Genomic DNA, 18,804 nt, shown 5'->3' with positions numbered 1-18,804 from the left:
CCCTCGACTCCGGTCGATGTGGACAGGGCCTTGTTTCACAGAGTTACGGCGGCCATAGCGGCAGGGAAACGCCCGGTCCCATTCCGAACCCGGAAGCTAAGCCTGCCAGCGCCGATGGTACTGCACTCGTGAGGGTGTGGGAGAGTAGGTCACCGCCGAACACAACTTCATGACCAGCGGGAGGGACTTCATGTTCCTCCCGCTGTTCGTATTTGTGCTCCATACTTCAACAGCAGTGCCGGTAGCCCGGCGCACGTAAGGTGAACGACGTGAACGAACCCCGGTCAGAACAGCCAGATCGCACTCCCCGACGAGGCGATGGTGACGTACCGCGCAGGGGCGACCGGGCCTCCAGCGGTGGTCGGCGGGACAACAGTTCCTTCGGTGAACGCCGGGGCAAGCGCTACGACGGGTCCGGCGCCGGAGAGTCCGGTCAGCGGCGTGCCGGTACCGGTGACTCGCCGGCCGGTCGCGGGGGCGGGGGCCCGAATCGGACCGGGGGTCAGCGGACCGGCGCCCCGCGTGCGGGGCAGGGTCGTGGTGACGCCGGCGCCGACCGCCGCGGTGGGGCGTCCCGCGGTGAGTCGCGCGGTGGCGGACGACAGTTCGACGACCGGCGATCCGCCGGTCGCCCCGGTCAGGACGTCCGCCAGGCAGCGCGGGTCGACGAACCGGCCCTCCCCGACGAGATCGAGGCCGCGGATCTCGACATGGAGATCAGGCGGGACCTCCGTGGGCTGGACAAGGCGAACGCCGAGCTGGTGGCTCGGCACCTGGTCGCGGCGATGCATTTCGTGGACGACGACCCCGAGCTGGCCCTCGCCCACGGGCGGGCCGCGAAGAATCGCGCCGGGCGGATAGGCGTCGTCCGGGAGACCCTCGGAGTGCTCGCCTACCGGGCCCGTGAGTGGTCCGAGGCCCTCGGCGAACTGCGTGCGGCCCGCCGGATCTCGGGAGGTCCCGGTCTGCTCGCGATGATGGCCGACTGCGAGCGGGGTCTCGAGCGCCCGCAGAAGGCCATCGAGCTCGCCCGGGGGGAGGAGTCCCGCCAGGTCTCCGGTGAGGACCTCGTGGAACTGCGCATCGTCGAAGCCGGTGCGCGGGTGGACATGGGCCAGCTCGACGCCGCCCTGGTGACCCTCCAGGACGCCGGAGCCGATCCGGCGGCGGTGGGCGAGGAGGCGGCACGGTTGGACTACGCGTACGCGGAGGTGCTGCTGGCGTCCGGTCGGAAGGACGAGGCCGCCGCATGGTTCGGCCATGCGGTGGCGGCCGACCCTGACCATCACACGGACGCGGAGTCGCGCCTGGCGGAGCTCGAGGACTGACCCCGGTGTCACCAGCCACTCTGTCGGATCTGCACGACGCACTTCTCGTGGACCTCGACGGGACTCTCATCCGCGGTTCCGAGCCCGTACCGGGCGCGGCCGAGGCACTGGACGCCTCGGGGCTCCCGGTGGTCTACGTGACCAACAACGCGAGCCGCGCTCCCGCCGACACCGCGTCGCACCTCCGCGACCTGGGTTTCACCGCCCGCGCGTCCGACGTCATGACGAGTGCCCAGGCGGCGGTGATGATGTTGGTCGACCACGTCGACGCCGGCGCGAGGGTTCTCGTGGTGGGTCACGACAGCTTCCGCGACCTCGCCAGGGAGGCGGGCTACGAGGTCGTCCTCTCGGCCGACGACCATCCGGAGGTGGTCCTCCAGGGGCTGTCCCGCGAGCTGACCTGGGGCGACCTCGCCGAGGGGTGCCTCGCGATCCGCCGTGGGGTTCCGTGGGTTGCCTCGAACACCGACACGACGCTACCCACCGAGCGGGGCCTGCTCCCCGGTAACGGCTCGCTGGTCGCGGCGCTTCGTGCGGCGACGGACCGCGAACCCGTCGTGGCGGGGAAGCCGGCCGCCGGGGTGCTCAGGGCCGCCGCCGACCTCGTCGGCGCGACGCGTCCACTGGTCATCGGCGACAGGCTCGACACCGACATCGAAGGGGCGGTCGCGGCCGACATGCCCTCACTTCTGGTCCTGACCGGTGTCCACGGGACGGCCGACCTGCTGGTCGCCGAGGAGCGTCGTCGCGCCACTCATCTGGCCCGGGACCTCTCGGCGCTCGCGGCGCCGCCCGAGTCGAGTCATATCGACTCGGCCGCCGGACTCGACGCGAGGGTGCTGGACGGGTCTCTTCACCTGCAGGGGATCCCGGAGACGCTGAGTGGCGTCGACCTCGCGCGCAGCGTCATCCGTCAGGCGTGGCTGCACGGGGCGACCGCACTCGCGGATCCCGGTGACGGTGCGCGGTCGCGGCTCGCCGATGCGGGACTCGTCGTGGGCTAGCGTGGACCGTGTGAGCACTCCCGGACCGACACCACTTCCAGGCCCCGTGGGCCCGGACGTCGACGAGCTCCGCTCGGCGTTCGACGATCTCCTCGCCGACTCCGTCGGGCCGTCGACGGCCGACGGCGATGACGGCGGGGTGGTCCGCGACGATCAGGTCCGGGCCCTGGACGCCGCTCATGACCTGCTCGCCCGAGCGCTCTCCGCTCTGGATTCCGCCCGCTGATGGCGGTCACACGGAGGCGCCTGGACGCCGAGCTGGTCCGCCGCAGGATGTGTGACAGTCGGGAACGGGCCCGGGACCTCATCGGATCCGGGCGTGTGATCGTCAACGGGGTGGCGGCCAGCAAACCCGCGACCCAGGTGGAGCCCACCACCTCGATCGCGCTCGCCGCGTCGAACGAACCGGACTGGGCCTCCCGGGGAGCCCACAAACTCATCGGTGCGCTGGACGCCTTCGGTGTGCGCGTCGACGGTGCGCGCTGTCTCGACGCCGGTGCCTCCACGGGAGGCTTCACCGACGTTCTGCTCTCACGTGGTGCCGCCCGTGTCGAGGCGGTGGACGTGGGCTACGGGCAACTCGTGTGGCGCCTGCGCAGCGACGGTCGCGTCGGGGTCCACGACAAGACCAACGTGCGATCCCTCACTCCCGAGGACATCGGGGGCGAGGTGGACGTGGTGGTCTCGGACCTCTCCTTCATCTCCCTCCCGCTCGTCCTGCCCGCACTGACCGCGTGCGTCCGCACCGGAGGGGATCTGCTGCCGATGGTCAAACCGCAGTTCGAGGTGGGCCGCGAGCGGGTCGGCCAGGGTGGCGTCGTCCGCGACCCCGCCCTCCGGATCGAGGCGGTCACGGGTGTCGCGCGCGCCGCTGCGGCGCTCGGGCTGGAGGCCCTCGGCTGCGTGGCCAGCCCGCTCCCGGGGCCGTCCGGGAACGTCGAGTACTTCCTCCATCTCCGCAAGACCGGGTCGGGCGCCCCGGTGGAGCTGACCCTCCAGGCGTCGGACGCCATCCACCGCGCCGTGGAGGAGGGGCCGAGATGACGGACATCACAGGTCAGGGGACGCCCCGCCGGATCCTGCTCGAGGCCAATATCGAGCGGCCGGACATCGTCGCCATCGTCGCCCAGGTCGTCGACGCCTGCGCGAACCGGGGGATCGCGGTGCGCATGCTCGCCGACACGAGTGAGAACGTCGCCACGGGGACGGGCGTGGAGTCGGTCGCCGACACTCCGCACGCCGCCGACGGGTGCGAGCTCGTCCTGGTCCTGGGTGGGGACGGGACGTTCCTGCGGGCGTGTCAGTACGCCACCGCGGCCGATGTGCCGGTGCTGGGGGTCAACCTCGGGCATGTCGGGTTCCTCGCCGAGTCGGAGGTCTCCTCGCTGCACGGGGTCGTCGAACAGATCGCCGACCGGGACTACCGGGTGGTCGAGCGCATGACGGTCGAGGCCACCGTCATGCACGGGGACACCGTCCTCGGCCACGACTGGGCGCTCAACGAGGTGAGTATCGAGAAGGTCTCCCGGCAGGGCGTCCTCGAGGCGTCGGTCGAGATCGATGGGCGACCGGTGAGCGACTACGGGTGCGACGGCATGCTCGTGTCGACCCCGACCGGGTCGACGGCCTACGCGTTCTCCGCGGGAGGGCCGATCGTCTGGCCGGAGCTCGACGCGATCCTGGTGGTCCCGAACAACGCCCATGCCCTGTTCGCCCGGCCCATGGTGGTGGCGCCGAGTTCGCGTGTCGCCGTGGAGACCGGGACCCGGTCGGGGCCCGCGGTGGTCGTGCTCGACGGGCGGCGGCTGGTCGACGCCCCCGCCGGTAGCCGCGTGGAGGTGGTGCGCGGCCGGAGGCCGGTCAAGTGGGTGCGATTGGACGACTCACCGTTCACGGACCGACTGGTGACCAAGTTCGAACTCCCGGTGACCGGGTGGCGTGGCCGGTCCGCCGCCCGCCCCCTCCCCTAGGGTGGGTGCGTGCTCACGGAACTTCGGATCAGCGGACTCGGCGTCATCGACGAGGCCGTGGCCGATTTCGCCCCGGGCCTGTCGGTCCTGACCGGTGAGACCGGCGCCGGCAAGACCATGGTCGTCACCGGTCTGAGGCTTCTGGCCGGGGGGCGCGCCGATCCGGGCCGGGTTCGCCGCGGTGCCGACAAGGCCGTGGTGGAGGGGCGGTTCGACCTGGCCGCCGCGGCGACGATGGCTTCCGAGGACAGAGACCAGCTCGACAGACTCCTCGAGGAGGCGGACGTTGAGCTCGACGAGGACGGGACGGTGATCGCGGCCCGCCGGGTCGGTGCCGACGGACGCTCCCGGGCCCGGTTGGGTGGTCGGTCGGTGCCCGCCGGCACCCTGGCCCGGTTCTGTTCCCCGGTACTCGCGGTCCACGGTCAGAACGACCAGCTCCGGCTCCTGCGTCCTGACCGGCAGCGCGAGGCGGTCGACTCCCACGGGGGCGAGCGGGCGCGGGTCGCACTCAGGGCATACCGGGAGACCTTCCACCGGTGGCGTGAGGCCGAGAGGTCGCTGGCAGAGCGCACGGGGCGCGCCCGCGAGCTGGCCCGCGAGGCCGACCTGCTGCGCCACGGGCTCGACGAGATCGACGCCCTGGACCCCAGACCGGGGGAGGAGGCCGAGCTCGACGCGGTCATCCGGCGTCTCACCGACTCGGAGGAGTTGCGTGAGGTGGCCGGGCAGGCGCACGAGACCCTGACGGGAGACGGAGAGACCGCGGAGCCGGTCGTCAACGTCCTGGACCAGTTGCGGCAGCGGCTCGCGGGGGCGGGGGACCCCGCCCTGGATCCCATCGCCACGAGTATCGACCAGGCCGTCGCCGCGCTGGGGGACGCCGCGACCGAGCTCGGCCTCTACCTGGCCGAACTCCCGGTGGACGCGGCCGACCTCGATGCGGCACTCGAGAGACGGCATGATCTCAGGGCGCTCACCCGGAAGTACGGGACCGACGTGGACGACGTGATCGAATGGGCCGCGAAGGCGCGCATCCGCCTGTCCGAGGTGGACACCTCCGACTCCGCTGTGGCCGACCTCACGGCCACGGTCGCGAGGCTCGCCCTCGAGCTGGAGGAGCGGGGGGCCGAGCTCACCGCCATCCGCAGGGCGGCGGGGGAGGACCTGGCACGACGCGTCACCTCGGAGCTGGCCGAGCTGTCCATGGGCGGAGCCGGGCTGGTCGTCAGGGTCACCCCTGCCGGGGACGGCCTCGCCGCCGCGACGGAGTCCGGCCTGGACGACGTGGAACTGGCTCTCGACGGGCCGTCGGGGGTCGTCCCGTTGGGCCGGGGCGCCTCCGGCGGCGAGCTGTCCAGGGTGATGCTGGCCCTGGAGGTCGTCCTGGCGGAACGTTCCGGTGGCGGGACGTTGGTGTTCGACGAGGTGGACGCAGGAGTGGGTGGACGCGCCGCGCTGAGCATCGGCAAGCGTCTGGCCAGGTTGGCCAGGACCCACCAGGTGATCGCCGTGACCCACCTCGCGCAGGTCGCCGCGTACGCGGACACGCACCTCGTGATCCACAAGGCCGCGGACTCCACGGGTGGGGACGGTGTCGTGTCCGGTGTGCGCGCGGTCGACGACTCGGACAGGGTCATCGAACTCGCGCGGATGCTCGCCGGGATGGAGGACACCGACACCGGTCTCGCGCATGCCGAGGAGCTCCTCGGGAAGGCGCAGTCGGAGAAGTCTCAAGCTCAAGTCGACCGTTAATCCGACACGCCGAACCGACCTCCCTCGTCACTCGAATCACACGCGTGATACTCGGGCACATGAAGATGACGGGTCTGCTCAGTCGCCGCTCCAACGATCTCGCCGGTGTGGTCGGTACCGTCCGCCAGGTCCGGGCGGGATCACCGGTCCCCCGCAAGCTCGGCTCCAAGGACGTCGCCGTGCTCGACCTCAACCGGACGTCGGCGGCCACCGCCCGCGCCGTCGTCGAGGCCGATGTCGCCGCCGTCGTCCACGTGCCGCGCCCCGGTGAGGAGATGCTGCCCCGTGCCGCGTTCCGGATCCTCGCCTCGTCGACCATCCCCGTCATCGAGGACGCGGACCTCGCCGAGGTCGAGGACGGGACCCGGGTCCGCATCGACGAGGGCGTGGTCTACTCGGTCAAGACCGAGGGCCAGCTGGCCACCGGCCGTGAGGTCGGCCCCGAGACCCTCCTCTCCGAGGTCCACGCCGCGGAGAACGGGTACGTCGAGTCCGCGCTGGCGCACCTGGCCAACGCCACGGAGTTCCTCAGCCTCGAGCACCAGTTGCTCCTCGACGGCGAGGGCCTTCCCGGGATCGACGTGGACTTCACCGGTCGCCACGTGGTGGTGGTGACCGGGGACCGGGCCTCGGAGGCGCAGCTCTCCGATCTCAAGCCCTTCATGAAGGAGTACCGACCGCTGGTCGTGGGTGTGGACGGGGGGGCCGAACTGCTGCGTGCGGCCCGGATCTCCGCCGACGTCGTGGTCGCGACCCCCACCGGGGTCTCCGACGAGGTGCTCACGGACGGCGCGGTCCTGGTCGTGCCGGCGGATCGCGACGGCAGGGCCGAGGGGCTCGAGCGGGTCACGGAGCTGGGCGTGGGGGCCACCACGTTCCCCGCCGCGGCGACCGCACGCGACATGGCCCTGCTGCTGGCCTTCCACGGCGGAGCCGAGATGATCGTGGTGACCGGCGACGACCGCGGACTCGAGAACGCGTTCGGCGCCTCCTCCGCACCGTCGTCGACCATGGTCGACACCGCCGTGTCGTCCCGCCTCGTCCACGCCGACGCGTGTGCGACTCTGTACCGCTCGCGAGGTGCCGGGATCGGGCTGGCCCTCGTGGTGCTCGCGGCGCTCATCGCGGTGGCCGCGGTGGTGGTCGCCCGCGACTCCGCCCAGGACCTGCTCATCTGGGCCATCGACGCATGGAACACCTTCGCCCTCTGGGTCCAGGGGCTCGTCCGTTGATCTCTCTGCGTCGCCACGTTCTCACGCTGGTCGCCGTGTTCCTGGCCCTGGGGCTGGGGGTGGTCCTGGGGTCGACGTCCGTGGCGACGTCGATCCGGGACGCGGTGGTCGACCGCGAGGAGACGACGGCGGCGCAACTCGAGTCGACCCGGGCCGAGTCGGCCGAACGGCGACTCGCCGTCGACCGGCTCGACGACATGGCCGGTGAGCTCGCCCGGCCGGTACTGGACGGCACCCTCGAGGATCGCCCCGTGCTGGTCGTGGTGGCCCCCGGGGCGTCCGACGAGGACGTCAGCGCCGCCGTCGACGTCATCGGTGCGGCCGGCGGCATCGCCGCAGGACGGGTGACACTCACCGACAAGGCCGTCGACCCGGATGCCGACGCCGAGGTCCAGGCACTCGTGGCCAACCTGCCGATCGGAGACGCGCCGGCCACCGATGCGGACCTGGGGACCCAACTGGGTACCGCCGTGGGCCGTGCCGGGTTGCTGCGGACCGAGGACGCGGAACCACACCTCGACGACGACGACCGCGAGACGGTCCTCACCACCCTGTCGGACGCGGGACTCGTCGAGTTCGAACCCGGCACCCTGAGACCAGGTCAGCTGGCGCTGGTCGTCACAGGCCCCGGCGAGGCCGAGTCGACCGCGGTCCGGGTGGCCTCGTTCGCGCGGACCCTGGACCGCGAGGGCGCGGGAGCGGTCGTGTCGGCCGAACTCACGGGCGCTCAGGGGTACGACGCGGTCACCGTGCTGCGCTCCTCCGGCGAGGACGGTGTCTCGACCGTCGACTCCGCGGGCTCGGACTCCGGCCGGCTGGCCACGGGGCTCGCGCTGGCGGAGCAGCTCGCGCGGGGTCAGGGACACTACGGGCTGCGCCCGGATGCGACCGCGGCGGTGCCGTCGCTCCCCACCGCGCCCGCTCGGTGATAGCCTGAAGCCCCGTGGGGTGCACCGGAGCCACACCAGCATTCATCCATTCCGGCGTCTGGACACGGGAGTCCCCTTGGCACTGAACCGAGCCGCATCGCGGTCCGCGACCAAGCACATCTTCGTCACCGGTGGCGTGGCGTCGTCGCTGGGTAAGGGGCTCACCGCCTCCAGCCTGGGGCAGCTTCTGACCGCGCGCGGACTCCGCGTGACCATGCAGAAGCTGGACCCGTACATCAACGTGGACCCGGGGACGATGAACCCGTTCCAGCACGGGGAGGTGTTCGTCACCGAGGACGGTGCGGAGGCCGACCTCGACCTGGGGCACTACGAGCGCTTCCTCGACCGCGACCTGAGCGCCAACGCCAACGTCACGACCGGCCAGGTGTACTCGGCCGTCATCGCCAAGGAGCGTCGCGGCGAGTACCTCGGGGACACCGTCCAGGTGATCCCGCACATCACCGACGCGATCAAGGAACGCATCATCGCGATGGGCGCGCCCGATGAGCAGGGCCGCCGCCCCGACGTGGTGATCACCGAGGTCGGTGGCACGGTCGGCGACATCGAGTCCCAGCCCTTCCTGGAGGCCTGCCGGCAGGTCCGCCACGAGGTCGGACGCGAGAACATCTTCTTCCTCCACGTCTCACTGGTCCCGTACCTCGCACCGTCGGGTGAGCTCAAGACCAAGCCCACCCAGCACTCCGTGGCGGCGCTGCGGTCCATCGGTATCGTCCCGGACGGCCTCGTCCTGCGGTGCGACCGCGAGGTGCCGGACGGGCTCAAGTCCAAGATCGCGCTCATGTGCGACGTGGACCTCGAGGGCGTGGTCTCCACCCCCGACGCCCCGAGCATCTACGACATCCCGAAGGTGCTCTTCGGTGAGCATCTCGACACCCACGTCATCCGCAAGCTCAACCTGCCCTTCCGGGACGTCGACTGGACCGTGTGGGGTGAACTCCTCAAGCGAGTCCACGAACCGCGCGAGGAGGTCGAGATCGCCCTGGTGGGCAAGTACATCGACCTGCCCGACGCCTATCTGTCGGTGACCGAGGCCCTGCGCGCAGGCGGGTTCGCCCACCGGGCGAGGGTCAACATCCGGTGGGTGGAGTCCGACGCCTGTGCCACCGAGGCCGGCGCGCGGGAGGCCCTCCGGGGCGTCGACGGCATGCTGATCCCCGGCGGTTTCGGTATCCGTGGGATCGAGGGCAAGCTGGGCGCCATCTCGTGGTCGCGGAAGAACCGCATCCCGTTGCTCGGACTGTGTCTGGGCCTGCAGTGTTCGGTCATCGAGGCGGCCCGGTCGGTCGGGCTCGACGGGGCCTCGTCCAGTGAGTTCGAGCCGGACACCGAGCATCCGGTGATCTCCACGATGGCGGACCAGGTCGACGCCGTGGCCGGCAACGCCGATCTCGGCGGGACGATGCGCCTGGGCGCGTACCCGGCCGTGCTCACCAAGGGGTCCCTGGTGGCGGAGGCGTACGGCGCCACGGAGATCTCCGAACGGCACCGACACCGGTTCGAGGTCAACAACGCCTACCGCGACAAGGTCGCCGAGTCCGGCCTGCGGTTCTCCGGCACCTCGCCCGACGGCCACCTGGTGGAGTTCGTCGAGTACCCGCCGGAGCAGCACCCCTTCTTCGTGGCCACCCAGGCCCACCCCGAGTACAAGTCGCGGCCGACACGCCCCCACCCGCTGTTCGCCGCGTTCATCAAGGCGGCCCTGGACTACGAGAACGAGATGCGACTTCCGGTCGAGCCGTGGCGGGCCGACCAGTCGGGTGAGTCCGCTCACGCGACCGTCGCCGCTCCGGACGCCAAGACGTCCAGCGTGCGTGCCGATGACGTCGATGCCGAGCTGACCTCCGACGTCCGCTCGGACGGGAGCTGATCGAAGTGACCGACTCCGGTGCCCCCGGGTCGCACGAGTACCGCACCATCGCCAGTCGGGAGGTCTTCGACGGCCGGATCGTCCGGCTACGTGTGGACACCCTCACGATGCCGGGCGGGGGCACCGCCGACCGCGAGATCTGCGGTCACGACGACGCTGTCGCGGTCATCGCCCTCGATGACTCCGATCAGGTGACGCTGGTCCGTCAGTACCGCCACGCGGTGGGGGAGCGGCTCTGGGAACTGCCGGCCGGACTGTGCGACGTCGACGGCGAACAGCCGGTCCAGACCGCGCAGCGCGAACTGGTCGAGGAGACCGGGCTGGAGGCGAGATCCTGGGAACCTGTGATCTCGATCGTTCCGTCGCCGGGATTCTGCACCGAACGCGTCCACGTGTTCCTGGCCAGGGGCCTGCGCGAGGTGACCCGGCCGGAGGCCATGCACGAGGAGGCGGACATGGAGGTGGCCCGGATGCCGTTCCCCGTGGCTGTGGACGCCGTCCTGGACGGGCGGATCGTCAACGGCATCGCCGTGGCCGGCATCCTCGCCGCGCGCGCGTCGATCGCCGGGCGCTGACGGCGGGTCCTGGCGATGACGCCGGCCGTCCCGCGATGACCCGGTCGGACGGCGCCGCGCTCCAGATCCGCGGATATCTCGACCACCTCGCCGTCGAACAGGGGGCCTCCGCCCACACCCTGGCCGCCTACCGTCGTGACCTCGAGAAATACCGGAAGTACCTCGCGGAATCGGGCGTCGGGGACCTCGGTGCGGTCACCGAATCCCATGTCGAGGAGTTCCGGGCGCGGCTCGCCACCGCCGACCCGGACCTCGGCAGGCGGGCGCTCGCGCCCAGCTCGGTCGCCCGTGCCCTGGCGGCGGTCCGGGGACTTCACCGGTTCGCCACCAGGGACGGGGTGACCCGTGTCGACGCCGCGGCGGCCGTGACCCCGCCGCGGCCACCCCGTCGGCTCCCCAAGGCGCTACCCGTGGACCGGATCATCGCGGTGATCGAAGCCGCCGGCGGAACCGAGGTGGACACCGACCCCGCGCGATTACGGGACCGGGCGATGCTCGAACTCCTCTACGCGACCGGCGCGCGGGCGGCCGAGCTCGTGGGCCTCGACGTGGACGACCTCGACGGTCTCGACCTCCCCGGCGGGGGAACGGTGATCCTGCGCGGGAAGGGGGGCAAGGAGCGGGTGGTCCCGGTGGGGCGTCCGGCCTGCGATGCGGTCGGCGCCTACCTGGTGCGCGCCCGTCCCGCACTGGCGGTCCGGGGCGGCCCGGCGTTGTTCCTCAACGCCCGTGGCGGCCGTATCACCCGGCAGTCCCTGTGGAACGTCGTGGCCGCCGCCGCGGAGCGGGCGTCGGTCGGCACCGACGTCTCGCCGCACTCCTTCCGCCACTCCTTCGCGACCCACTTGTTGGACGGCGGCGCGGACATCCGGGTGGTCCAGGAGCTGTTGGGGCACGCCTCGGTGACCACGACGCAGGTCTACACCCTCGTCACCGTCGACACGCTCCGCGAGGTCTGGGCCGAGTGCCACCCCCGGGCACGGTAACGTGACCGGGGACCGGCCTGAGCGCAGGTGACGACGCAGCGAGAGGAGACGCGGGTGGCCGAGGACTCTGGGACCATGGATCCCGCACTGTTCTCCCGCGCGGAACTGCTCGGCGCCGACGACCCGGCGGCCGGCGAGGGCTTCTCGGCGATCCCCGAACCGCAGCCGCTCACCTCGCACGGTCCCGCCATGGTGCTCTCGATGTGCAACCAGAAGGGCGGGGTCGGCAAGACCACCAGCACGATCAACCTGGCCGCCGCCCTCGCGAAGTACGGCCGCCGGGTCCTCGTCGTGGACCTCGACCCCCAGGGTGCGCTGTCGGCGGGCCTGGGCATCCCGCACCACCAGCTGGATCTGACGGTCTACAACCTCCTGGTGGACAACACCGTGTCGACGGAGGAGGTGCTCGTCCGGACCCGGGTGGAGGGGGTGGACCTCATCCCCGCCAACATCGACCTGTCCGCCGCGGAGATCCAACTGGTCAACGAGGTGGGGCGCGAACAGGCTCTGGGCCGCGCGCTGTACCCGGTGCTCGACCGCTACGACTACGTCCTGATCGACTGCCAGCCGTCACTGGGGCTGCTCACCGTCAACGCACTGGCCTGTTCGGACGGCGTGTTGATCCCGATGGAGTGCGAGTACTTCTCGCTGCGTGGGCTCGCCCTGTTGACGGACACCATCGACAAGGTCCGCGACCGGATCAACCCGCGTCTGCACCTGACCGGGATCCTGATCACGATGTTCGACCGCCGGACGGTCCATGCCCGCGACGTCCTCGGCCGCGTCGTCGAGGTGTTCGGTGACCAGGTCTTCGACACCCTCGTCACCCGGACGGTCCGGTTCCCGGAGACCACCGTCGCCGGTGAACCCATCACCACGTGGGCGCCCAGATCTGCGGGTGCGCAGGCCTACCGGGCGCTGGCTCGCGAGGTCATCCAGCGCGGCAGGTGAGCGGTCCGGTGACCGGGGTCGGGCACCCGCCGGGGGACGACGCCACCGAGGTACCCGATCCGCGTGCGTTCACAGTCCACCTGACCAACTTCACCGGCCCGTTCGACCTGCTCCTGAAGTTGATCGATTCGCGTCGCCTCGACGTGACCGAGGTCGCCCTCCACTCGGTGACCGACGAGTTCATCGCCCACGCCCGCGAGTTGGGCCGGGAGGCGGGCCTCGAGGAGGTCACCGAGTTCCTGGTGGTGGCGGCCACGCTGCTCGACCTCAAGACCGCACGACTCGTGCCGTCCGGTGAGGTCCAGGACCTGGAGGATCTGGCCCTGCTCCAGGCGCGGGACCTGCTCTTCGCCCGGCTCCTGCAGTTCCGGGCGTTCCGCCAGGTGGCCGAGTTGTTCGCCGAGCTCGACAGGACCGCCCGCCACTCCCACCCGCGGACGGCGGGTCCGGACGAGGAGTTCCTGGACCTGCTGCCCGAGGTGGAGCTGGGCGTCGACGTGGAACAGTTCGCCACCATCGCCGCCGTGGCGTTCCGACCCCGGCCGGTGGAGGAGGTGGGGGTCTCGCACGTGCACACCCCGGCCGTGTCCGTCCCCGAGCAGGCCGCCCGCGTCCTGGAGTTGCTGAGGTTCCGGGGCCGGGGCCAGTGGGTCGACTTCCGGGAGCTGGTCTCCGGGTGCGGAGACTCCCTCGTCGTCGTCGCCAGGTTTCTCGCCCTGTTGGAGTTGTACAGGGCGCGCGCCGTGGCGCTCGCCCAGGACGAGGCGCTCGGTGACCTGTTGGTGAGTTGGACGGGCGAGGAGGCGGCCGAGGTGACACGCGGGAGGGACGAATGGACGTGACGGAGGGCGACGACGCGCGTGCGATGGGGCCGGAGGGGGACGACGACGAGCTCGACGAGCCCGGGGCCCCGCCGTTGCGGGCCCGACTCGAGGCGCTCCTGCTGGTCGTGGACCAGCCGACCGCCGAGGGAGCCCTGGCGGCGGCGGCGGGCTCGACGCCCGCGGAGGTGGCGGCCGAGCTGCGGGCGTGGCGGGACGACCTCACGAGGGTGGGCAGCGGGATCGATCTGAGGCGGACCGACGAGGGGTGGCGCCTCTACACGCGTCGGGAGTTCGCGCCGTACGTGGAGCGCCTCCTCACCGACGGCACCCGGTCCACCCTCACCCGGGCGGCACTCGAGACCCTCGCGGTGATCGCCTACCGGCAACCCGTCACACGGTCGCGCGTGGCGGCCGTCCGCGGGGTCAACGTGGACGGCGTGATGCGGACCCTCGTGGCCCGCGGTCTGGCCGTGGAATGCGGCACCGATACGGACACCGGGGGCATCCTGTATAGGACCACGGAGCTATTTCTGGAAAGATTGGGGCTGACGTCGCTCGACGAGCTCCCGGACATCGCCCCGTTGCTGCCGGATGTCGACCTGGTCGACGAGATGAGCGACGATCCCGCGGAGGACCCGCGGATACCCCTGGGGCGGCGCAGAACCGCTGCGCCCGACCCCGCCCATGAACACCAGAACGAAGAGATGTGACGCACTCATGACTGAGTCCGCTGGCCGAGACGGCTCACCGGTCCGCCTCCAGAAGATCCTGGCACAGGCCGGGATCGCCTCCCGCAGGGCCTCGGAGGACCTCATCGCCCGAGGGCGGGTGGAGGTCAACGGGAAGATCGTGCGCGAGATGGGCGTCAAGGTCGATCCCACCACGGCGGTGATCCGCGTGGACGGCACCCGGATCGTCCTCGACGACGACCTGGTCTACCTGGCGCTGAACAAGCCCCGCGGGTACCACACCACCATGTCGGACGACATGGGCCGGCCCTGTGTGGGCGACCTGGTCGCCGACCGGGTCGACGCCGGACAGCGGCTCTTCCACGTGGGCCGCCTGGACGCCGACACCGAGGGGCTGCTGTTGGTGACGAACGACGGCGAGCTCTCACACCGTCTGATGCACCCGTCCTACGAGGTCTCCAAGACCTACATGGCCACCGTGACGGGGGTCGTCGGCAAGGGCGTCGGCAAGAAGCTACGCGAGGGCATCGAGCTCGAGGACGGCCCGGCCAAGGTCGACCAGTTCGCGATCGTCGACGTCCACGAGGGACGCTCGCTGGTCAAGGTGGTGCTCCACGAGGGGCGTAAGCACATCGTCCGCCGGATCCTCGACGAGGTCGGGTATCCCGTCGAGTCGCTGGTGCGGATCCGCTTCGGCGCCGTCGCGCTGGGCGACCAGCGCGCGGGGAGTTTCCGCAAGCTCAACCGCAAAGAGGTCTCGGATCTCTACGCCGCGGTGGGCCTGTGAGCGCGCCGGCCGGACCCGCCGGCGTCCCGCGGCGACGGATCGCGATCGACGGTCCCGCCGGTACCGGCAAGTCGACGCTCGCCCGGACGCTCGCCGAGCGGCTCGGTGGGGCGTACCTCGACACCGGTGCGATGTACCGGGTGGCCACGCTGCAGGTTCTGCGCGCCGGGATCGACCCGGAGGACGCCGCCGCGGTGATCGCCACGTCCGCCGATCTGCCGATGGAGATCGGCACCGACGCGGGATCCGAGCGGATCCTCCTCGCCGGCGAGGACGTGAGCGACGAGATCCGCACCGCCCGTGTCACCGCGGGCGTCTCGGCGGTCTCCGCCGTCCCGGAGGTCCGGGCCAACCTGGTCGGGCTCCAGCGGCGCCTGGCCTCCGGAGGTGGCACGGTCGTCCTCGAGGGCCGCGACATCGGCACGGTGGTGCTCCCCGACGCCGAGGTGAAGGTCTATCTCACCGCGAGCCCGGAGATCCGGGCCCGGCGCCGGACCGAACAGGATCGCGCCGCCGGCCGTGACGCCGACTACGACGAGGTGCTGGCCGCGGTGATCGAGCGGGACCGCAAGGACTCCACCCGCGCCGCGAGCCCGCTCCGGCCGGCCGAGGACGCGATCGTCATCGACACCTCAGACCTCACCCTCGACGAGGTGCTCGACCGGTTGGTCGCACTCGCGGAGGGCGCCGACGCGTCGCACGGCGACGCCGCAGAAGGGAACACACAGTGAGCAGCAACGAGGACTTCGACCTCCCCACGGGTCCGGTCGAGGAGACCGTCGAGGACGCGTGGAACGACGACACGGACTGGGACGCCGTGGCCGAGGAGTGGGCCGACGAGATCGGCGCCGAGATCGACGGGGTGGAGATCCTGCCCACCGTCGCCATCGTGGGACGGCCCAATGTGGGCAAGTCCACGCTGGTCAACCGGATCATCGGTCGTCGCGAGGCCGTGGTGGAGGACGTCCCCGGGGTGACCCGGGACCGCGTCTCCTATGAAGCCCTGTGGAACGGCCGCACCTTCATGGTGCAGGACACCGGTGGGTGGGAGCAGGACGCCAAGGGCATGCACCGCTCCATCGCCCAGCAGGCCGAGATCGCCATGGGCACCGCCGACCTCATCGTCCTGGTGTGCGACGGGAACGTGGGCATCACCTCGGCGGACGAGACCGTGGCCAAGAGCCTGCGCCGCTCGGACACCCCCGTGATCCTGGCGGTCAACAAGGTCGACAGCGAGAAGGCCGAGCTGCAGTCGGCCGAGTTCTGGGGGCTGGGCCTCGACCAGCCCTACGCCATCTCCGCCGCACACGGCCGCGGCACCGCCGACCTGCTCGACGAGATCCTCCGCCGGCTGCCCTCCAAGGCCCGGATGCGTGAGACGACCGACGTGCCGCGGCGCGTGGCGCTGGTCGGCAAGCCCAACGTCGGCAAGTCGAGCCTGCTCAACAAGCTCACCGGCGAGGAGAGGTCGGTGGTCGACAACGTCGCGGGCACCACCGTCGACCCGGTGGACTCGCTCGTCGAGTTGGGCGGCAAGACCTGGCGCTTCGTGGACACCGCCGGTCTGCGGAGGAAGGTCAACCAGGCCTACGGGCACGAGTACTACGCCTCGCTCCGCACCCGTGGTGCCATCGAGGCCGCCGAGGTCGTGGTGCTGCTGCTGGACGCCTCCGAACCGATCACGGAACAGGACCTGCGGGTCATCTCCATGGTCGCCGATGCCGGTCGGGCGCTGGTGATCGCCTTCAACAAGTGGGACCTGGTGGACGAGGACCGCCGGTACGACCTGGACAAGGAGATCGACAGGGAGCTGTCCAAGATCCTCACGTGGGCGTACCGGGTGAACATCTCGGCCACCACGGGCCGTGCCCTGGCCAAGCTGGTGCCGGCGATGGAGGGCGCACTCGACTCCTGGGACAAGCGCATCCCCACCGGTCCCCTCAATACGTGGATGAGCGAGGTCGTGGCCGCCACCCCGCCGCCGATGCGGGGCGGGAAGCTGCCGCGGATCCGCTTCTGTACGCAGGCCACCACCCGGCCCCCCACGTTCGTGTTCTTCTCCACCGGGTTCCTGGAGGCCGGCTACCGGCGGTTCCTGGAGCGGCGGCTGCGCGAGACCTTCGGCTTCGACGGCTCCCCGGTCCGGGTGAACGTGCGCGTCAAGGAGCGCCGACAGCGCAAGTGACCAGGCGATTGGAGCGCTGCGACAGGCGTGCGCTAGTCTGATCCAGTCGCCGCGCGAGACGCGGTGGCGGGCGGGCTGTGGCGCAGCTTGGTAGCGCACTTGACTGGGGGTCAAGGGGTCGCAGGTTCGAATCCTGTCAGCCCGACAGAGACAAACCCCAGGTCAGAGAAATCTGACCTGGGGTTTCGTCGTTCCCGGAGCGGATACTGCTGGGCACGCCGTCGCCGCGGATCACCCACCTGAGCGGAGGCACCTCTGACGCCGTCCGTTCATCGGCGCCGGCAGCTCTGCGGGCAGAGGCGGCTCAGATCGCGCCCTCCGCCGCGTTCGTGATGGGGCTGCGGCCGACGGCGAGCCAGATTCCGGTGACGGCGAGCCAGATCGGCATGAAGATCCCGGGGAGGCCGGGGACGCCGGACGCGACCACGGCGCCGAGAGCTCCGATACCTGTCACGGCGGAGAACGTGCCGAGGATGAGGGAGACGTTGCGATCCATCCACGCCATCCAGGCCAGGGCGAGGGCGGATGCGATGAGCCCGGTCCAGGGGATGTATGCGCCGAAGTCGGTGAGCATGTAGTAGACGAACAGTCCGTCCTCGTCGTACAGGCCGGCTTCCGGGCCGAGGTAGTTGGCCAGGGCGCCGCGCCATCCGTAGCCGAGGATGAGCGCGCCGGCGCTCGCGATCAACCCGATGCTCACGGCGAACGCGGCGGTCGAGCGGAACGCGAGGGGCTCGACGTGTCGGCGCCAGGCGGCAGCGAAGAAGACCAGGGCGAGGATCGAGACGAGGCCGGCGAGGAAGCCGATGCGCGCCAGCGTCGGGTCGAGGCCGATCATGTCGGCGGGGACGACAACGTGGTCCCTGTTGTGGGCGATCGCCTCTGTTCCGGCGTCGGGTCGAAGGTCTGTGGCGACTGTGCCGATCGTTCCCGCGATACCGGACAGCACGGCCCAGAGGGGCCACGCGGTGATTCGGACGCGAGCTTTCGAGGCGGCGGAGCGTGTCGGGGAGTTGTCGAACTCGGGTGTAGAGGACATGACTCTTCCTTCTCCGGGGGTGCGCAACCGAATCGTCGGGAAGGTGGTCCGGGACGCGGGAGGCGGACCCGCTGGGAAGGTCAGAATATCTGGTCAAAGGCTGTTCCGGAGGTGTCCCGGGTGTGGCCGTCGAGGAGATCGAACTGCTCCGCGACTCCGGCACGGAAGCCGTACTCGGTGGGAACGCTACGAGCGCCCTCGGTATGGCACGCTACGAGAGGGCGGCGATCCTCCGTCGCGGCGACGTGACCGAGCAGTTGGCGGTTATCGGCGTCTACAACGAGGTGTTCCTCACGTCACGCGTGATGTGGAATCTGAGGGGTTGATCGACGAGTGGTGATGGTCGGATCTCCACGCGGCCGTCTCGCCGCCGGGTCGGTGGTGGCGCTCGCCGCGCTTCTCGTCGGATGTTCGGGTGATTCCCCGTCGCCCGGCGACCCCGGGGCGTCCTCGTCGCCGTCACCGGCCTCCGCCGACAGCTCTGCGGCAGAGAGCGCGGACGAGCGGTATGGGAGCTTCGATGCCGTGGAGGCGTCAGGCGAGGGCGAGGCGGTCGTCCCGCTACCCCCCGACGTCGCGGACGCGGATGGCGGAATCGTCCGGATGACCTATGAGGGAACCGAACCACTAGCCCCGGTGATTCACGGGGATGTGCGGCTTTC

The 18,804-nt window shown here is 71.0% G+C and carries 19 protein-coding genes, 1 tRNA gene, 1 rRNA gene and 1 pseudogene; 21 read left to right on the top strand and 1 reads right to left on the bottom strand.

Annotation, left to right across the window (positions count from 1 at the left end):
• Nucleotides 1-44: 44 nt before the first annotated feature.
• The 19 genes from rrf to CEY15_RS16615 all read left to right on the top strand — a co-directional run bounded on the left by rrf (nucleotide 45) and on the right by CEY15_RS16615 (nucleotide 17,248).
• Nucleotides 45-161, top strand: a 5S ribosomal RNA gene (rrf, locus tag CEY15_RS16705).
• A 108-nt stretch (nucleotides 162-269) separates the two neighbouring features.
• Complete coding sequence (locus CEY15_RS18625) at nucleotides 270-1,328, top strand: hypothetical protein (protein WP_217987117.1); 1,059 nt, start codon at nucleotides 270-272, stop codon at nucleotides 1,326-1,328.
• Nucleotides 1,329-1,333: 5 nt separating this feature from the next.
• A complete protein-coding gene (locus CEY15_RS16695; protein ID WP_245847691.1) occupies nucleotides 1,334-2,332 on the top strand; it encodes an HAD-IIA family hydrolase in 999 nt (332 codons plus the stop codon).
• A 10-nt stretch (nucleotides 2,333-2,342) separates the two neighbouring features.
• Nucleotides 2,343-2,558 (top strand): hypothetical protein, encoded by a 216-nt coding sequence (locus CEY15_RS16690; RefSeq protein WP_245847690.1) that lies wholly within the window; start codon nucleotides 2,343-2,345, stop codon nucleotides 2,556-2,558.
• The gene (locus tag CEY15_RS16685) at nucleotides 2,558-3,376 is read left to right on the top strand and encodes a TlyA family RNA methyltransferase (RefSeq protein WP_095719371.1); all 819 of its coding nucleotides are present in this window, start codon (nucleotides 2,558-2,560) and stop codon (nucleotides 3,374-3,376) included. The genes CEY15_RS16690 and CEY15_RS16685 overlap by 1 nt, the downstream gene beginning before the upstream one ends.
• On the top strand, nucleotides 3,373-4,302 hold the full coding sequence (locus tag CEY15_RS16680; protein WP_095719370.1) for an NAD kinase: 930 nt from the start codon (nucleotides 3,373-3,375) through the stop codon (nucleotides 4,300-4,302). Before CEY15_RS16685 ends, CEY15_RS16680 begins: the two co-directional genes overlap by 4 nt.
• Before the next feature lie 9 nt (nucleotides 4,303-4,311).
• Nucleotides 4,312-6,057, top strand: a complete 1,746-nt coding sequence (recN, locus tag CEY15_RS16675) for a DNA repair protein RecN (RefSeq protein ID WP_095719369.1) — start codon at nucleotides 4,312-4,314, stop codon at nucleotides 6,055-6,057.
• Nucleotides 6,058-6,116: 59 nt separating this feature from the next.
• Entirely contained in the window at nucleotides 6,117-7,289 is a 1,173-nt protein-coding gene (gene steA, locus CEY15_RS16670) for a putative cytokinetic ring protein SteA (RefSeq protein ID WP_095719368.1), read from the top strand.
• Nucleotides 7,286-8,218, top strand: a complete 933-nt coding sequence (locus CEY15_RS16665; protein ID WP_241730481.1) for a copper transporter — start codon at nucleotides 7,286-7,288, stop codon at nucleotides 8,216-8,218. The genes steA and CEY15_RS16665 overlap by 4 nt, the downstream gene beginning before the upstream one ends.
• Nucleotides 8,219-8,294: 76 nt before the next feature.
• Nucleotides 8,295-10,106 carry a CTP synthase gene (locus CEY15_RS16660; RefSeq protein WP_095719366.1) on the top strand — a complete coding sequence of 604 codons (1,812 nt, stop codon included), beginning with the start codon at nucleotides 8,295-8,297 and terminating at the stop codon, nucleotides 10,104-10,106.
• A 5-nt stretch (nucleotides 10,107-10,111) separates the two neighbouring features.
• Entirely contained in the window at nucleotides 10,112-10,681 is a 570-nt protein-coding gene (locus CEY15_RS16655) for an NUDIX domain-containing protein (protein ID WP_095719365.1), read from the top strand.
• A gap of 35 nt (nucleotides 10,682-10,716) precedes the next feature.
• Nucleotides 10,717-11,667, top strand: a complete 951-nt coding sequence (locus CEY15_RS16650) for a tyrosine recombinase (protein ID WP_095719364.1) — start codon at nucleotides 10,717-10,719, stop codon at nucleotides 11,665-11,667.
• Nucleotides 11,668-11,742: 75 nt separating this feature from the next.
• Nucleotides 11,743-12,618 (top strand): ParA family protein, encoded by an 876-nt coding sequence (locus tag CEY15_RS16645; RefSeq protein ID WP_095719374.1) that lies wholly within the window; start codon nucleotides 11,743-11,745, stop codon nucleotides 12,616-12,618.
• Nucleotides 12,615-13,460, top strand: coding sequence for a segregation and condensation protein A (locus CEY15_RS16640; RefSeq protein WP_375544365.1), 846 nt, complete (start codon nucleotides 12,615-12,617; stop codon nucleotides 13,458-13,460). The genes CEY15_RS16645 and CEY15_RS16640 overlap by 4 nt, the downstream gene beginning before the upstream one ends.
• Nucleotides 13,451-14,152 carry an SMC-Scp complex subunit ScpB gene (gene scpB / locus CEY15_RS16635; protein WP_095719362.1) on the top strand — a complete coding sequence of 234 codons (702 nt, stop codon included), beginning with the start codon at nucleotides 13,451-13,453 and terminating at the stop codon, nucleotides 14,150-14,152. Before CEY15_RS16640 ends, scpB begins: the two co-directional genes overlap by 10 nt.
• Nucleotides 14,153-14,159: 7 nt before the next feature.
• Nucleotides 14,160-14,918 (top strand): pseudouridine synthase, encoded by a 759-nt coding sequence (locus CEY15_RS16630; RefSeq protein WP_095719361.1) that lies wholly within the window; start codon nucleotides 14,160-14,162, stop codon nucleotides 14,916-14,918.
• A complete protein-coding gene (gene cmk, locus CEY15_RS16625; RefSeq protein ID WP_095719360.1) occupies nucleotides 14,915-15,649 on the top strand; it encodes a (d)CMP kinase in 735 nt (244 codons plus the stop codon). The genes CEY15_RS16630 and cmk overlap by 4 nt, the downstream gene beginning before the upstream one ends.
• Nucleotides 15,646-17,103, top strand: a complete 1,458-nt coding sequence (der, locus tag CEY15_RS16620; RefSeq protein WP_095719359.1) for a ribosome biogenesis GTPase Der — start codon at nucleotides 15,646-15,648, stop codon at nucleotides 17,101-17,103. The genes cmk and der overlap by 4 nt, the downstream gene beginning before the upstream one ends.
• 71 nt (nucleotides 17,104-17,174) lie before the next feature.
• Nucleotides 17,175-17,248: transfer RNA gene (locus CEY15_RS16615), tRNA-Pro, on the top strand.
• Nucleotides 17,249-17,407: 159 nt separating this feature from the next.
• Here the strand turns inward: CEY15_RS16615 and CEY15_RS16610 are convergent.
• Complete coding sequence (locus tag CEY15_RS16610) at nucleotides 17,408-18,142, bottom strand: hypothetical protein (protein WP_245847689.1); 735 nt, start codon at nucleotides 18,140-18,142, stop codon at nucleotides 17,408-17,410.
• Between the two features lie 122 nt (nucleotides 18,143-18,264).
• Here CEY15_RS16610 and CEY15_RS16605 point away from each other — a divergent pair, with 122 nt between their 5' ends.
• The gene (locus CEY15_RS16605) at nucleotides 18,265-18,468 is read left to right on the top strand and encodes a hypothetical protein (protein ID WP_095719358.1); all 204 of its coding nucleotides are present in this window, start codon (nucleotides 18,265-18,267) and stop codon (nucleotides 18,466-18,468) included.
• A 13-nt stretch (nucleotides 18,469-18,481) separates the two neighbouring features.
• Nucleotides 18,482-18,804: pseudogene (locus CEY15_RS18620) on the top strand (hypothetical protein); the annotation flags it as partial.

Source organism: Dietzia natronolimnaea, from assembly GCF_002289575.1.
Classification (GTDB): Bacteria; Actinomycetota; Actinomycetes; order Mycobacteriales; family Mycobacteriaceae; genus Dietzia; species Dietzia natronolimnaea_A.
This window is presented reverse-complemented; position numbering and strand designations above follow the sequence as displayed.